Annotated in this window: 14 protein-coding genes and 2 pseudogenes; 9 read left to right on the top strand and 7 right to left on the bottom strand. The window is 54.9% G+C overall.

Translation table 11 applies throughout. From position 1 onward, the window contains the following. Nucleotides 1-285 (top strand): annotated as a pseudogene (locus JAO32_RS13605) (phospholipase D-like domain-containing protein); the annotation flags it as partial. Here JAO32_RS13605 and glgX read toward each other — a convergent pair. The 6 genes from glgX to JAO32_RS13575 form a co-directional block, all read right to left on the bottom strand. Then, nucleotides 286-2,415, bottom strand: coding sequence for a glycogen debranching protein GlgX (gene glgX / locus JAO32_RS13600; protein ID WP_334241269.1), 2,130 nt, complete (start codon nt 2,413-2,415; stop codon nt 286-288). Between the two features lie 304 nt (nt 2,416-2,719). Continuing rightward, on the bottom strand, nt 2,720-3,142 hold the full coding sequence (locus JAO32_RS13595) for a cupin domain-containing protein (RefSeq protein ID WP_334241267.1): 423 nt from the start codon (nt 3,140-3,142) through the stop codon (nt 2,720-2,722). 58 nt (nt 3,143-3,200) lie between these two features. Then, nucleotides 3,201-3,857 carry a TetR/AcrR family transcriptional regulator gene (locus tag JAO32_RS13590; protein WP_334241265.1) on the bottom strand — a complete coding sequence of 219 codons (657 nt, stop codon included), beginning with the start codon at nt 3,855-3,857 and terminating at the stop codon, nt 3,201-3,203. A 128-nt stretch (nt 3,858-3,985) separates the two neighbouring features. After that, the gene (locus JAO32_RS13585) at nt 3,986-5,455 is read right to left on the bottom strand and encodes an efflux transporter outer membrane subunit (RefSeq protein WP_334241263.1); all 1,470 of its coding nucleotides are present in this window, start codon (nt 5,453-5,455) and stop codon (nt 3,986-3,988) included. Further along, nucleotides 5,455-6,723, bottom strand: coding sequence for an efflux RND transporter periplasmic adaptor subunit (locus JAO32_RS13580; protein ID WP_334241261.1), 1,269 nt, complete (start codon nt 6,721-6,723; stop codon nt 5,455-5,457). The genes JAO32_RS13585 and JAO32_RS13580 overlap by 1 nt, the downstream gene beginning before the upstream one ends. Beyond that, nucleotides 6,720-9,911, bottom strand: a complete 3,192-nt coding sequence (locus JAO32_RS13575) for an efflux RND transporter permease subunit (RefSeq protein WP_334241258.1) — start codon at nt 9,909-9,911, stop codon at nt 6,720-6,722. Before JAO32_RS13575 ends, JAO32_RS13580 begins: the two co-directional genes overlap by 4 nt. A gap of 119 nt (nt 9,912-10,030) precedes the next feature. Here JAO32_RS13575 and JAO32_RS13570 point away from each other — a divergent pair, with 119 nt between their 5' ends. The 6 genes and pseudogenes from JAO32_RS13570 to JAO32_RS13545 all read left to right on the top strand — a co-directional run bounded on the left by JAO32_RS13570 (nt 10,031) and on the right by JAO32_RS13545 (nt 13,769). Next, complete coding sequence (locus JAO32_RS13570) at nt 10,031-10,930, top strand: LysR substrate-binding domain-containing protein (protein WP_334241256.1); 900 nt, start codon at nt 10,031-10,033, stop codon at nt 10,928-10,930. A 92-nt stretch (nt 10,931-11,022) separates the two neighbouring features. Further along, nucleotides 11,023-11,535: a hypothetical protein gene (locus JAO32_RS13565; protein WP_334241254.1), complete on the top strand. Its 513-nt coding sequence runs from the start codon at nt 11,023-11,025 to the stop codon at nt 11,533-11,535. A gap of 27 nt (nt 11,536-11,562) precedes the next feature. Next, a complete protein-coding gene (locus tag JAO32_RS13560; RefSeq protein ID WP_334241252.1) occupies nt 11,563-11,919 on the top strand; it encodes a VOC family protein in 357 nt (118 codons plus the stop codon). 54 nt (nt 11,920-11,973) lie between these two features. Then, nucleotides 11,974-12,549: a hypothetical protein gene (locus tag JAO32_RS13555; protein ID WP_334241250.1), complete on the top strand. Its 576-nt coding sequence runs from the start codon at nt 11,974-11,976 to the stop codon at nt 12,547-12,549. Continuing rightward, entirely contained in the window at nt 12,462-13,127 is a 666-nt protein-coding gene (locus tag JAO32_RS13550; RefSeq protein WP_334241249.1) for a hypothetical protein, read from the top strand. The genes JAO32_RS13555 and JAO32_RS13550 overlap by 88 nt, the downstream gene beginning before the upstream one ends. 79 nt (nt 13,128-13,206) lie before the next feature. Then, a pseudogene (locus JAO32_RS13545) lies at nt 13,207-13,769 on the top strand (lipocalin family protein). A 10-nt stretch (nt 13,770-13,779) separates the two neighbouring features. Here the strand turns inward: JAO32_RS13545 and JAO32_RS13540 are convergent. After that, nucleotides 13,780-14,196 (bottom strand): DUF6526 family protein, encoded by a 417-nt coding sequence (locus JAO32_RS13540; protein ID WP_334241247.1) that lies wholly within the window; start codon nt 14,194-14,196, stop codon nt 13,780-13,782. 85 nt (nt 14,197-14,281) lie between these two features. On the opposite strand from JAO32_RS13540, the gene JAO32_RS13535 reads away from it, so the two are divergent. Beyond that, complete coding sequence (locus JAO32_RS13535; RefSeq protein ID WP_443082598.1) at nt 14,282-15,145, top strand: deoxyribonuclease IV; 864 nt, start codon at nt 14,282-14,284, stop codon at nt 15,143-15,145. 74 nt (nt 15,146-15,219) lie between these two features. Beyond that, nucleotides 15,220-15,984, top strand: a complete 765-nt coding sequence (locus tag JAO32_RS13530) for a hypothetical protein (protein ID WP_334241244.1) — start codon at nt 15,220-15,222, stop codon at nt 15,982-15,984. Nucleotides 15,985-16,075 lie beyond the last annotated feature (91 nt).

Genomic DNA, 16,075 nt, shown 5'->3' with positions numbered 1-16,075 from the left:
TCGCAGCCCATGCAGGATGCCGTGCAACCGGCACTTGAACTGCCGGTGCGTCGCGTAGCGAAGATTGTTGCTAAGCACATCCATATGAAGCCGATGGTAGAGGAAGTGCTGGAGAGAGTGCTGGACCACTCCAACAGTGACGTGCCGTTTGAGCCAGAGGAAGTGGTCCAGACTGTGCGCGATGCCTTTCGCGAGGAAATCCACGATGCTGTATTGCTTGCGCTCCGCGACATGGCGCAGCAGGCTGCTCAGATACAGACAGAAAAAGAAACGAAAGTTCCTTAACTAAGCGTTCACAACATACTTCCACAGTGTCAGGGAAAGTCGCGCCAGGGAGAATGCCTCTCCGCCTGCATGTGTTGCTTCGACAGTCTCGAACTGCTCTGTGGATAAGAGGAGCTTCCATCGCCCTTCGCGTTGCATGCGTGGAAGTGTGAACTGCACGGCTGCCTGGTGATCGTTGACGATACACAAGAGGGATTCAGCATTGCCTTTTTCTAGCAACCCAGAGGGGCGAGCTTCACCATCGATCAACATGCCGAAGGTTTCCGGAAAATCGAGATTCCAATCCTCACGACGGCTTTCGTTCCCATCAGCACCGATCCATGTAAGTTCACGAATCCCTAGTTCGTCGAGTCCCTCATGCAGATAACGGCTGCGGTGTAGTAGCGGATTTGTTCTCCGCAAAGTTAGCAGGCGCTGTGTGAACGCAAGCATCGGCGCGTTCGTTTCCGCGAGCTTCCAATCCACCCAACTGATCTCGTTGTCCTGGCAGTAGGCGTTGTTATTGCCACGCTGTGTCCGCGCAAATTCATCACCTGCCAGCAGCATGGGCGTGCCTTGCGAAAGCAACAACGTCGCCATCATGTTACGCATCTGACGCTGTCTTAGCGCAATCACATCTGTGTTTTGTGTGGGGCCTTCTTCGCCGCAGTTCCAGGAAAGATTATGGTTACTGCCGTCGCGGTTATCTTCACCGTTCTCAAGATTGTGTTTGTCGTTGTAGCTGACCAGGTCGTTCAGCGTGAAGCCGTCATGCGCGGTGATGAAGTTCACGCTGGTCCATGGGCGTCGGCCTACATGGTCGAAGATTTCCGGTGATCCGGTGAGCGCTTTGGCGAAATCTCCTGCTCCCGTGCGTCCAGTCCAGAAGGCTCGCGTTCGATCGCGGAAGGTGTCATTCCACTCCATCCATCCCGGAGGGAATTCACCGACACGGTATCCGCCGGGGCCAATGTCCCATGGCTCGGCAATCAGCTTTACACTGCTGAGAACCGGATCCTGCATGACAACTTTCAGGAAGCCTGCGCCTTTATCAAAGCCGTCCGGCTCCCTCGCAAGGATTGTGCTTAGATCAAAGCGGAAACCATCGACATGGGTCTCCTCCACCCAGTAGCGAAGCGAATCGCAGATCATCTGCAACACGCGCGGATGGTTCACATTCACAGTGTTACCCGTGCCAGTGTCATTCACGTAGTAGCGAGGATTTTCTGCGTGAAGACGATAGTAGTTGGCGTTATCAATGCCTTTAAAAGAGAGTGTGGGGCCGCGTTCATTGCCTTCTGCGGTGTGGTTGTAGACCACATCCATAATCACTTCCATGCAGCGTTCGTGATACTGCGCCACCATCGACTTGAATTCCTGCAGTGCAAAGCGCGGACGTGCAGCGTAGCGCGGATCGGGCGCAAAGAAACCGATGGTGTTGTATCCCCAGTAATTTGTCAGATGGAGATCGTGTAGATGTGCCTCATTCATGAAGGTCTGAATAGGCAGCAGTTCAATCGAGGTCACACCCAGCGACTCAATGTAATCCACAATTAATTTGTGACCCAGCCCCTCGTATGTGCCGCGTATTTCCTGAGGCAATGACGGATGCAGTTTCGTGAAGCCACGAACATGCGTTTCGTACAGGATGGTGTCCTGCACGGCGATGCGGCAGGAACGTGGCTTTAGCGGAGCATCATGCCACGGAAACCGTGGATCTGTGACAAGACACTTTGGCATAAAGGCCGCGCTGTCACGTGTGTCAAATGTCGTGTCGTCTCCAGTCTCCATGATGTAACCGAAGATCTCTGGACCCCATTTCAATTCACCAAGATGTGCCGTGGCATAAGGGTCCAGTAGTAGCTTGTTCGGATTGAAACGATGTCCTTCACCTGGCGAGTAAGGTCCATACACGCGATAGCCATATGCGGTTCCAGGTTCGACATCAGAGACATAGCCATGCCATATGCCATACGTGTATTCCGGCAGAGTGATGCGCTGCAATTCCTGTTGGCCACTTTCATCAAACAGGCAAAGCTCTACGCGCGTCGCGTTTTCACTGAATAACGCAAAGTTTGTTCCGCGGCCGTCCCATGCGGCGCCTCGTGGCGAGGGAGACCCCTCTTGCACCCGATATGTCTTTTCTGCCAACGTCGTACCGCTTCCTCGTTTTGAACCTACTGTCCGAACAGCGTCCCTCCAGTGTATTGGTCTTCGCCGTCCTCGTGGCATAAAGCACGAACCGCCGGAATATCCCGGCGGTTTGAGCGTTCTTGTAGGTTGGATGTTATCGATCTTTCATGGGAATACCGGATGCAACCAGACAGGGCAGAAGAATCATGGCAAAAAAGATCAGAACAATGAAAAAGGTATGCATTTGCGTTCCTTTAGGTGACTGAGTCTTGTGTTTCTAGGAGGCTTACGGCGTAGAGAGATTGCTTCCGAGCAGGTGGAATCACTGCTTCGGTGCAATAAAGCTGATGCCGTACGGATCGGATGTGCGGACAACCTCTTCCATTACAGGAGGCATGGATAGTCGCGAGAGTTCTTCCAGATACTCATCCAGTCCACCCGGAATGACCGTTGCCTGCATGCAACCAATTGTGGTGCCACGGTTACGGAAAGTGTGCGGATTGTTGCGGAGCGTATAGGCTGTTTGGCCCTTATCTACTGGGTGCCATGAATGTCCATCGAAGATTTCAAACTCACCATCAATGACAGTAAAGAATTCGTCTTCTTTGGAATGAACGTGCGGCGGAGGGCCACCGCCAGGACCTGAATACTGGCGAATCACGCAAAAGGATCCATTTGTATCTTTGCTGCTTACGATGACTTCTACGCGTTCACCAAAGACGTTGAACTGTTTATTTGTAGACATGGCTCGTGAAGTTTCACTTTCAATGCAGAGAAATACGCGCACAGCATTCTGTGCGGTTTCATGCTTTCTTGCTCTTCTTTGCTGCCGGCTTCGCGGAGTGTTTGCCCTCGCGTGCCAAAACTTTTTGATCGCGGTAAAGCTGCGCCAGCAAGGTTCGCATGGCCCATTCTGTGGCGCGCGCCGGTTCGCCTTCTTGCAGATGCGCACGATCGCGCATTGTTTCCCATGCTCGACCACTGAAAAGGGTCTGAAAAATGCCCAGCACAACACGTTTTCCGGATGTGTTCAGATGTGCAGTCGCAGACGCAAGAGCGCGTTCCATTGCAGCACGGCGACGTTCGTTGTCTCGCCTGCGCATCTCTTGCCCTGCGTTTGAGCGCAGAAGCCCGCGTATAAGTGGCGCATTCGCGTCCATGCGTGTGTAAACCGGTTCTACTGCGGCAAGTAGTTCGGATTCCGTCTCGGGATAGTGGATCAACTCTAACCGACTATCACTTGTTTGCCAGACGGCATCCAGCAGTTCTCCCCGAGAAGGGAAGTGCCGATACACAGTACGCAATGCAATTCCTGCACGTCTCGCAATTTCCTCGTGCGAAAAGGCATCCTGCGGCTTTTCCGAGATCAAACCAAGCGCCGCTTCCACAATGCGTTGGCGCGTCTCTTCCATTTGTTGTTGGCGCAACGGACTGGAATAGCTACGCGTCTCCGTATTCATGGCAGAAGATTGTCATGAATACAGAAGGCGTGTCAATGAAATGTTGCAAATAGCAATACTTACATCTGTAGAAAAAGAAGGACATGGCGTTAGGCCATGTCCTTCTCTAAGTGCGATTGTTTGAAGTATTACGGCTTGGGAAGTTGCGAGGCGTTCCAACCACCGCCCAATGCTTTCACCAATAGTACGGTTGCATCCAACTGCCTGCGTTGCAGATCAATGTCGTTACGCTGATTTTGCAACAGCGCGGTCTGCCACGTAATCACCTGTAGATACGTGTCCACGCCGCCTTCATAGCGAACATTGAATAGATCGAGTGATTGCTGCGCAGATGCTGTTGCATCACGTTGTTGTACGGCTTCTTTCTGCAATTCACGCAACGCCGCGAGGTTGTCTTCCACTTGAGCGAATGCGGTCAGTGTCGTCTGCTGATAATCCGCTACAGTATTGTCGTACTGAGCACGCGCCACATCGGTAAGAGAGCGTCTGCGGCCGTGGTCATACAACGTCTGCGCGAACGTAGGACCCACCGAAAAGAATCGCGAAGGCCACGTAAACCAGTTCACAGCAGATGTGCCCACGAAACCAGCGGCTGCTGAGATCGAAAGCGTGGGATAGAACGCGGCCTGCGCAATTCCGATTTGTTCATTGGCGGCAGCCGTGCGACGTTCCGCTGCGGCAATGTCCGGCCTACGTTCCAGGAGTTGCGAGGGCAACATGCCAGGAATAACTGGCTGCACCGGTGGCGCGATCGTGAGAGGTGTGCGCGGGATGGTCAGGTTAGCGGGTGGTTGTCCAGTCAATACAGCAATGGCATGTTCCAGCCGTGTGCGCTGCACTTCCACATCTGTTTCCTGCACCTGTGCAGTCTGTAGCTGCGTGCGTGCCTGCGACACATCGCTCAGAGGAGCAGCGCCGCCATCATAGCGATCCTGTGTAAGCTGTAAGGCCTGCTGGAAAGCTTGCACGGTTTCGCTTAACAGCTTTTGTTGTGCATCCGCAGCGCGTAGATCCATGTAGTCCTGTGCAAGCTCCGCATGCAGAGATAGCCGGAGATTCTCGCGGTCTGCCGCAGTAGCCTGCGCCTGATCGCCAGCAGACTCAATTGAGCGCCGGATGCGTCCCCACAGATCCACTTCATAGTTCAACGAGAAGGGAAGTGAAAGGTCGCCCACACCGTTAGCACCGGCAAGGCTGCTGGATTGGTTGAAGTAGGGCTGGTTTGTCGATTGACGTGTTGCACCTAGAAAAGGTGCGACACCAACGGTCGGTGCTTTGTTGGCGCGATAGAAGCTGACATAAGCCTGCGCAGCACGATAGTTTGCTTCCGCAGCCTTCAGCGACTGGTTAGCACCATCCACTTTTACTTCCAGCGCGTCCAGTTGAGGATCGCCAAACATCGTCCACCAGTCACCGCGTAGTTGTGCATCGGAGGGCTGTGCCACCTTCCACCCTTCCGCTTCGCCAAACGATGCGGGGGGTGTTTCTTTGAAGGCCGGCGGGGCCATGGATACAGGCTTCTGATACGTGGGGCCAACGCGGCAACCAGTCAACGTCAGCGCCGCAAGTCCAAGGCTGAGCAGTGGCAGTTTCTTCATTACTGAAGCCCCTTCGGTGAAACCGTGCTGGTCACGCGTACCTGCGCTCCGTTCACCAGCGAATCAGACGGACTGAGGATGAGTGCATCCTGTGCAGTGATGCCGGAGAGTACTTCCACGGAGTCACCGTAATCATGGCCAATCTTGATCTGCTTCAGTTGTACGCGGTCATCCTTTACCACAGCCACTTGTGCGCCCTGAGCGCGGAAGAGCATGGTGTTGCTGGGGATGGTGAATGTTCCTGGAGCTCCGGGAAGATCAAAATGAACGAATACATACGCACCCGGACGTAGCAGGTTGTCGCGGTTATTGATGTCCACCTCGACGTTCAGTGTGCGGCTTGTGCGGTCAATCGCGTTAGAGTTGCGGACGATATTGCCTGTAATGACCTGTCCTGGGCTGCTGTCCTGTGTGATTGTTGCAACTCCGCCATTACGTATACGGTCGGCATAGAGTTCAGGAATTGCGGCATACACACGCATCTTGCTGGTATCAGCCAGATGGAACAGCTCGCGTGGATTTGCAGAGCCCGATCCTGCATTGATCAGGTCACCAATATCCGTGTTGCGCGCTGTAATTACTCCACTGAATGGAGCGATGATCTTCTCGTAGTTCTGTAGCTCTTCCAGCCGCTTTACGTTCGCTTTGCTGGCATCCACTGCAGCCTGGGCTGCAATGTAATTGCTACGGGCCTGGTCTGCTTCTTGTTGCGAGACGGCATGTTTGGCCAGCAGGCTCTGCCAACGATCGCTGGTAGTTCCTGCGAGCTGCGCATTTGCCTCCTGGCGCTCCAGTTCTGCGCGCGACTGCATCAATTGCTGATCCACTTCTGGCGTTTCAATTACAGCCAATAGATCGCCTTGCTTCACGTGTGCGCCAATGTCGAAGTACCACTTTTTCAGGTAGCCATTGGTGCGTGAGTAAATAGGCGTTTCAACGTAAGCGGAAACGCTGCCGGGGAGTGTTAATTCGCCGCTCTTTGAGCCGATGGATGCGTGCGTAACGACTACCGCAGGAACCGATTCCTGCGCTGTGGTTTCCTGGAGCCTCGACTCGTGGGAACGGCGCGAATAAATCCCATAACCGATAGCTGCCAGTATGACGACGGCAAAAAGAATGCCAATGGATCGCATGCTACCCGGTTTATCGATGTGGTGTTCCGCATGGGCTTCCTCATGCGCGCGAACCACATCAGTGTGGATGTTGTTCACATCGCTGCGTGCATCGTTCTCTGTTTCTGCGTCGACGATGTGGCGTTGCTCACTCATGCATGCACCTCTGCCAGCTGCTCCTGGTTGCGATTGGGATTAGATTTTTTGCGACCGTGAATCAATGCGAAAACGGTGGGAACGAAGATCAACGTGGCGCAGGTGGCGCACAGTAGACCGCCGATTACGGCGCGTCCAAGAGGTGCGTTTTGCTCGCCACCATCGCCCATTCCCATAGCCATGGGAACCATGCCAATGATCATGGCCAATGCGGTCATCAATACAGGGCGGAAGCGTGTTGCACCGGCTTCGATAGCTGCGCGCAGGGCGTCGCCATGTTCTTCCAGTTGCTGTTTGGCGAATGAGACCACAAGAATCGAATTTGCCGTGGCCACACCCATACACATAATGGCGCCCATCAGCGCGGGAACACTCAGTCGTGTATGCGTGAGGAACAGGAAGAGAATGATGCCAGCAAGTGCAGCCGGTAAGGCGGTGATGATGATGAATGGATCCACCCAGCTCTGGAAGTTCACCACGATCAGCAGGTAGACCAGCACGATGGAGAACACAAGGCCGCCCAGCAGGCCAATGTAAGAGCTGCGCATTGTCTCTACCTGGCCCTTTAGCGTGATGTATGTACCGCGGGGTAGATCCTTGCGATCTTTCGCAAGAATTTTCTCAATATCGCGGCTTACGGCACCCAAATCGCGGTTCTGTACACCACCATAGACATCCACCACACGACGGATGTTGTAGTGGTTTATCACGGTCATTTCTGTGCCTCGTTCCACCGTGGCCATGTCACTCAGAATTGCAGGTTGTCCGTTTCCTGCTCCCGCTGCAATAGAGGTACTGCGATTGATCGGCACATTCTGCAGATCCTGCACAGTGTCCATCTTGTATTGCGGGGTCTGCGCGGCCATGTTGTAGTTCACGCCATTCTTCCAGTTTAGGAAGAACATTGGCGTCACCTGGAACGAGCCGCTCAGGGTATTCAGCAAGCTCTGCGAAACATCACGCGGAGTGAAACCGCCCTGCAATGCCTTAGTACGATCAACGTCAACGTTCAGCGTGGGACCATTAAACGGCTGCTGAATGCGAAGGTCAATAAGCCCGGGAACGCTTCGCAGTTGAGCCAGGATTTTATCGGCTTGTGCTTTGCTTGCGGTGATGTTGTTACCTTCAATCTGGATGTCGATTGGGGCAGGAATACCAAAGTTCAGAATCTGCGTGGTGATGTCCGCCGGCAACATGTAGAACGTCGCTTGCGGGAACATCTTCGGAAGGTCGCGGCGGAGAGCCTCGACATACTTTGCTGTGGGGTGATGATCTTCTTTAAGCGTGACGAAGATGTCTCCATCGCTTGCGGCGATGGTGCCATTCGTTAGGTGCTGCGTGTTCATGGACGAATACGGCATACCAATGTTGTCCAGGACGCCGGACATCTCATCGGCTGGAATCGTCTTGCGAATCTGGTTCTCTACCTGGTCAAACAGATTCGCTACTTCCTCAATGCGCGTGCCTGTCGGGGCGCGCACATGCAACGTGAACTGTCCGCTGTCCGTATCCGGGAAGAAGTCCTGACCAAGGAAGGGAATCAGCAGCATGCAGCAGAGGCAGATGCCGAGGAACACAGGGACGAAGGACTTACGAGCTGCAATCAAGCGACGCAAGATGCCGTCGTAGGCGTCACGCACCTTGTCAAAGCGTGTATTGAAACCCCGCTGAAAACGTGTGAATAAGCCGTTTTCATGTTCGCCGTGTTCATGCGCTTTCAGCAGGTACATCGCAAGCGTGGGAACCAGCGTACGGCTCAGGATGTAGCTGGCCAACATGGCGAACACAACGGCTTCAGCCAGCGGCACAAACAGGAAGCGGGATACGCCGCTCAGGAAGAACATGGGCAGGAACACGATGCAGATGCACAGTGTGGAGACGAGTGCCGGAACAGAAATCTGCGCAGCACCCTGTTCAATCGCCTCCAGCAGTGGAAACCCGTCTTCGAGATAGCGCTCAATATTTTCAATGGTTACGGTGGCGTCGTCGACCAGGATGCCGACGGCGAGGGCCAGTCCACCCAGCGTCATGGTGTTGATGGTTTCGCCAATCAGTCCCAGCACAATAACCGAAGTCAGAATCGACAGCGGGATTGAGATGGCGATGATGACCGTGGACCGCCAGCTTCCCAGGAAGACCAGGATCATGATGGCGGTGAGAACAGCGGCGATAATCGCCTCACGGATCACACCTTGCACGGCGGCACGCACAAACACTGACTGATCGCCCAATGGCGTCAACTGCAGTTGTGGCGGCAGCGTACTCTTTACGCGTGGCAGCGATTCACGAATGCCCTTCACCACATCCAGGGTGGAGGAGTTGCCATTCTTCAATACGCTGATCAGAACGCCGCGCGTGCCGTCCTGGCGTACAACATTCGTCTGGAACTGGAAGCCCTCGGCCACTGTAGCCACATCGCGAAGGAAGATCGTGTTGCCACTGGCTTGTTTGATTGGCAGGCCCTGCAGATCTTCAATGGTGCGCGGTGCGCCGTTCGGACGCACGTCGTATTCCGTGGTGCCGATCTTGATGGTTCCGGAAGGCGTTATTACATTCTGTTGCGCAAGTGCTGCCAGCAAATCGCCCGGTGCAATGCCTTTGGATTGCATTGCCGACTGATCCATGGAGATGGTGATCTGACGCAGCTTGCCACCATAGGGCAGTGGCACAACCGAACCCGGTACCGTAACAAACTGCGTACGCACGAAGTTCGTGGCGTAGTCATTCAGTTGTGCTTCAGACATGCCTTGTCCTGAAACACCAATCTGAACGATGGGGACGCTGGAAGCCGAGAAGTTAATGATCTGCGGCGGCAGGATGCCCGGAGGCAACTGGCGAAGTTCATACTGCGATGCCGCCGTAACCTGGGCATTGGCGGTGTCGAGGGAGGCTCCCGGCTGCAGGAAGACACGGATGACGGAATATCCGTTGTAACTGGTGGATTCCGTGTGCTGGATGTTGTCCACAAGAGTGGTCAACGCCTTCTCATACGGAGTGGTCAGTCGACCTTCCACTTCTTCCGGATTCAGACCGGTATACGTGAAGCCGATCGAAATCACCGGGATATTGATATTCGGAAAAATATCCGTGGGCGTGCGCAGGATCATGATGGGCGCCGCGATCAGAATCAGCAGCGCCAGCACGATAAAGGTGTAGGGGCGGGTTAGCGCAACCTTGACGATCCACATCCGGTGGTTATCCTCGCGGGCCGCAGATGCGGCCTTTGTACTATCAGATTCCCCGACTGCCGGAATTGCACGTTGTTTCTTCCGTGCACAGTTATCGGAAAAACCGATAGCATGCCGATATGGAACTCCGACACCTGCGTTACCTTGTGGCCGTCGCAGAGCAGCAAAGCTTCAGTCGCGCGGCGGCCCACCTGCATGTCTCCCAATCCGCCATTAGCGAGCAAATGGCTGATCTGGAGGATGAAGTTGGTGTACGCCTACTGGAACGCGGACATCGACGAACTGCCCTGACAGAGCCTGGGAAGATCTTTCTGGAACACGCGCAACGTGTTCTGGAGATGAGTCGCACTGCCGTTGTGGAGGCGCAGCGTGCCGAACGGGGGCAGGTGGGTACACTTCGCATCGGCTTTTTCGCCGGTGGTGTGGGGGATGGCTTTCCAGCGCTCATTCGAAATTTCCGCGACACCCATCCGAGCGTGGAACTGACGCTCATGGAGATGCACGTGACAGAGCAGTGGCGGGCGCTGCAGGACGGTCGCATTGATCTCGCCTTTACGCGTGTCCCAGAGCCGCAGATGCGCCGTGAGATTCGCTTTGAAGTCATTCAACATGACCCTATGGTGGCGATTCTTCCGCTGAATCATCCCCGAGCATCGGCAAAACGGCTGGATCTGAAAGACCTCTCGGGCGAGCGCTTCGTTGTCTCGTCCCGTGGCACGTCGCCTAGCGTTTATGACAAAGTCATTGAACTTTGCATGACTGCAGGGTTCACGCCAGAAATTGCAAGCGTATCCACGGTATGGAGCAGCGTCATTCTCATGGTGCAGTCAGGAGAGGGAGTCTCGATCCTGCCCTATAACCGGCAGCAGATCGGTTTTCGCGACTTGGCATTTGTCCCACTGAAGGCGAAAAATGCATTTGTGGAGCTCTGTGTCTGCTGGACTGCGCGACGTGACCGTGTTCTGCTCCGCAACTTCCGTGAGATGGCGAAGGAGCACGTCCGCACGGGACGTTTATAGAGCCGGCGGGTTTACTGGCGTGATTCTGCGGTGAGCATGTGAACGTTTCCTAGCGTCTACATACATAAGCTCTTAGAAGAGAGGACCTCCTCATGCGCCTTCGTCATATTGCTGCCATTGCTGCACTTTCCATCTTTTCCATCGTTTGCGGCGCCAAGGCGCATGCGCAGACTGCGATTTATGCACAGGCCACCGGTCAGTCGAACGACCTGACAAGTGGTGATGGCTACTTCTGGGGACCGACCTTCGGTATCTATCAGGACCGACACAGCCTTGCGCTGGTGCATCTCGGGTACGACATCCGTGGCTCCATCCTGAAGAACGGCAGCGCGCAGTTCTCCAGCGGTCTGGGCGGTATCCGCGCCTCCGTTGTGCCGCACGTTATCCCCATCAAGATTTACGCGGAGGGGCTTGTAGGCGTCGGTATCGTCAGCAATGGTTCTAGTTCCACGAACTTTCAGTACCAGATCAACGGTGGTGTGGAGTACACGCTGCTTCCTCACATCGACTGGCGCGCACTGGAAGTCGCCTATAACGGATACTCAGGAAATACGGGTGGCAACCCTGTTGCCCTTTCCACTGGCATCGTATTCCGACTCTTTTAAGCACTCCATGAAATGGAGGAACGGGGCATGACGCAGCAGCGAAGCGTATTCGGAACACCGGTGCCGGAGCTTCCTGTGGTGGATGTGCCCCGGGCGCAACAGTATTACCGGGATGTGCTCGGCTTTGAGATTGGATGGATTTATCCGGGCGATGAAATTGGCGCAGTTTCACGCGATAACGTAACGATCTTCTTTCGTAAGAGACAGGCGCCGTTTGAGGCTGCGACTCATTGGATATACGCTCCAGACATTGAAGCGTGCTATCGGGAGTTGAGGGAGCTTAGAGCAAATATCATCGACCCGCTCGGAGAGAAGCCCTGGGGCTTGCTTCAATTCACTGTGCAGGATTTGGATGGCAATCTCTTTCATTTTCATCATGGGTGAGCAGTCGTGAACGCGGACTGAAGTGGTCGGCATGATAACCTATAAGTCACCACGATGAGCACTGAGACGCAGAAGTATACCCGCAATAATCCCTACGAATCGAAGATGCTGGTCAACCAGGTGTTGACGGACCGCGACTCCGAGAAGGAAACCCGTCACATTGAACTGGCGTTGGAAGAGGGCATGGCCTACACGCCCGGCGATGCCGTAGGCATCCAGCCCACGAACCGCGACAGCGAAGTGGAAGCTGTTCTGAAGGCGCTCAACTTCAAGGGCGACGAGAAGGTCCTCGACTTCTTCAAGAAAGAAGACACGCTGGAAAATGCGCTGCGCACCAAGCTGCACATCGGCAAGCTGACGCGCGGCAGCGTAAACAGCTACGCCAAGATTGCACCGGAGTCCGTTCCTGGCCTCGACTTCCTGAAGTCGCTCGCCGGACAGGACAACAAGTCTCGCGCGGAAGAGTATGTCTGGGGCCGTGAGTTCCTCGACCTCATCACGAGCACCCCGGCGGTATCACGGATCCGCAGCAGCTTTTCACCGTGCTGCAGCGCCTCACACCGCGCATGTACTCCATCGCCTCTTCGCAGGCGAAGCATCCGGATGCTGTGCACACCACGGTGCGCGTAGTGCGTTATCACACGCATAGCAGGGATCGTCAGGGCTTGTGCTCGGGCCATCTGGGCGAGCGCGCCGATGAGGGCAGCACCATGCCCATCTTCCTGCATGCGAATGCGAACTTCCGTCTGCCGGAAGATACGGAAACCCCAGTCATCATGGTGGGACCGGGTACCGGTGTGGCTCCGTTCCGTTCCTTTCTGCAGCATCGTCAGGCGCATGGCCACAAGGGCAACAACTGGCTCTTCTTCGGCGAACAGCGCGCCTCCTCGGACTTCCTCTACAAGGATGAGTTCGGAAACATGTTGAAGGACGGCACGCTCACGCGTCTGGATACAGCTTTCTCGCGCGATCAGACGAAGAAGATTTACGTGCAGGACCGCATGCGCGAGAACCAGAAAGAGCTGTGGGCATGGCTGGAGCGCGGTGCGTACTTCTACGTTTGCGGCGATGCTTCGCGTATGGCCAAGGATGTGGAGCAGACCCTGCTCGACACCATTGCTGACGGTAAAGACTGCAGCCCGGAACACGCGCAGGAATACCTGAACGACCTCAAGAAGCAGAAGCGTTATCAGCTCGACGTGTACTAAGCTTGTGCATGAGCACAAGAGAAAAGGCACCTTTAAGGGGTGCCTTTTCTCTTTTAGAGAATCTGAGCAAAATTATCGGATGTTCCCATCGCACTGGTGCAGCGGCGCATCCAACGAGTTTGTGAAATGCATGGGACTGCTTGTCCTTCTGCTCTCGTTAGGAGTAACTCCTGCCATGACTCAGGTTCCATTGCAGACCGTCGATCACGTTGATCTCAATCGTTATCTGGGCAAGTGGTATGAGATTGCACGACTGCCGAATCGCTTTGAGAAGAAATGCCATCGTGACGTTACCGCTGAATATTCTCAGGACGGCCAGAAGATCATTGTGCACAATTCCTGCATCCAGCAGGACGGCAAGCCCGATGTTGCGGAAGGCCGGGCCAAAGTGGTGGATGCAAGAACGAACGCAAAGCTCAAAGTAACGTTCTTCTGGCGTTTTATGGCAACTACTGGATCATTGGGCTTGATCCGGAATATCGCTGGGCCATTGTCGGCGAACCGACTCGCAAATACATGTGGATCCTGTCACGCACACCGCACATTGCCGACGCAGACCATACCCACATCCTGAACCTGGTGCGACAGTCCGGGTATGACCCCGGCCAACTTATCTATCCGCAACAAACTGGCGCGCGCTAGGGGCGAGTGACTAGACTCGGTCGTAATCCGCGCGCCAGTTCACAATCGCTTCTTTGATCTGTTTGCTGGAAAGTTTCTCAGTACGTGCGCGTTCTGTCAGCGCGGGCAGCTCCGCATCCGATGCAAAACGGAGCGCCACAAACTGGCGGATAGTTAGTCCAGCATGGGATATGCCCAGCCGTTCCATGCGAAGCGATTCTTCCAGCCGAATCAGCCGGTCCTGCACCTGTAGCGCATAGCCGCGTGCAATGCCGACCGTCATAAAAAGGACAATGGTAACCGGTACCAGCAATACGTTGGCTGGTGTCTGCTGTTTCCATACATGCAGGATCGATGCAAGGAAGCACAGCAAGGCCAGCGGCACGGTGAAGAAATGAAACTTGGGATCAAAGCGCGCGTGGTTCTTGAAGTTCTGCGGTGCAGACATGGAAAATCACCTTTGCAATCAAGCTGGGAAGCACACACAGTCTCGCACGTAGGCCGCTCTCCGCTACCATCAAAATGTGGCTTCTTTGAACTCTCCCCGACGCATCGGCATTCACCTTTCCACCAGTGGTGGCACCTGGACTGCCGTGCAGCGTGCTGTTGACTGTGGCGCTAATTGCTTCCAGATATTTTCTTCGTCTCCGCGCCAGTGGAAGCCATCCGTTGTCAGTGCAGCTGATGCGGAAAAGATGCGCACTCTGCGCGCACAACACAATATCTCCCCGCTTACGATTCATGCGTCGTATCTGATCAATCTCTGTTCGCAGAGTGAAGAAGTGCGCAAGAATTCGACCGCGGCGTTTCGCGGTGAAGTGGAACGCGCACTCGCGCTTGGTGCGGATTACCTCGTCTTTCATCCTGGCTCATGGAAGGGACTGACCCGCGTCGAAGCCCTGCAGCATGCCGCAGAAAATATTGAACGTGCCGTTGATGGTCTCGACTGCCAGAGTTCACAGCTCCGTATCCTCATTGAAAACACCGCAGGCAGCGAGTTCAGCATGGGCGGCAAACTGGATCAGGTAGCCGATCTGCTCCACATGCTTGATCGTTGTGCGCCGGTCGACGTCTGCCTGGACACCTGTCACACGCACGTCGCGGGATACGACATTGTGACCGCTGAAGGTTACGAAGAGACAGTCGCACGGATTGACGAAAGCTTCGGCGCAAAGCGAGTGAAGGTGTGGCACTGCAATGACGCGAAGGCGCCGCAGGGAAGCAAACTTGACCGTCACGAACATATTGGCGACGGTACGATCGGCCCCGAGCCTTTCCGCCGCATCCTGCGCGATCCGCACTTTGCCCATTGCGCCTTCATCGCGGAAACCCCGGTAGACGAGCCCGGCGATACGCTGCGCAACGTCAGCATTCTGCGCACGCTGGCGGCAGTGTAGCTACGCAAATTTGGCGTTGCCGGTTGCGTAGGCTTCTGCATAAAATCGCCTCACTGCAAGGGAAAGGCGTATCTATGCTGTCCCGCTTGTTTGTGGTTGCGCTGCTCACCTCTTCTGCTGTGGTTGCGACATCGGCACAGCACCAACCCGGTACGTACACGTACATTCACACCACGCAACAGACACTGGCGGACGGAACGCACATTTTGCGCACCACGCATTCCACGACCATCCGTGACGGCTATGGTCGCATGCGTCTGGAAAATGAAACCGATCTTCCGGGACGTCCGGTGATACGCACGGTAAACATTACTGACCCAGTCGCTGGTGTGTCGTACTTCTATCAAGAAGCAGTGGGAGAGGGAGCCTACGTCTCGCACACGTATACCCGAACAGAGATGTACCCTCCAGCTCAATTGACGTCGAAAATCTCCACGCCTCCACGAACTCGTATTGCACCAACCGTTTCTGCCCCACCGAGTGGAGCCGGAATGGTTGGCTTTACAACGGGAAACACATCCCCGTCAGGAGCGGCCAGCCTGCCCCGACCAGAAGTTAAAAGCGAAGACCTTGGCTTCGATACAGTGCAGGGAGTCTCTTGTAAATCGAGGCGAATCACTGAGGTGTACCCGGTAAACTATTTCGGCAACGACCGGCCCATTACCGTGACGCGAGAGAGTTGTTTTGCTGCTGATAGCGGGATGGCCGTTCGGAACGTGAATGACGATCCGCGCCTAGGAACGTCCACAACTTTGCTGGAGTCGGTCAACCTGACCGAACCTGCAGCGAACGTCTTCCAGCCACCGCCGGATTACACCGAAAACAAACAGAACCATTAGCAGTGAAGTGGCGCAAAAATATTCTTCCGTGTTGTGCCACTTTCTCCACGAATCCCCGTCTTTAGTTATCAGACCGTCCTACATCAGGAGT

It is taken from the genome of Terriglobus sp. ADX1 (genome assembly GCF_036877645.1).
Classification (GTDB): domain Bacteria; phylum Acidobacteriota; class Terriglobia; order Terriglobales; family Acidobacteriaceae; genus Terriglobus.
This window is presented reverse-complemented; position numbering and strand designations above follow the sequence as displayed.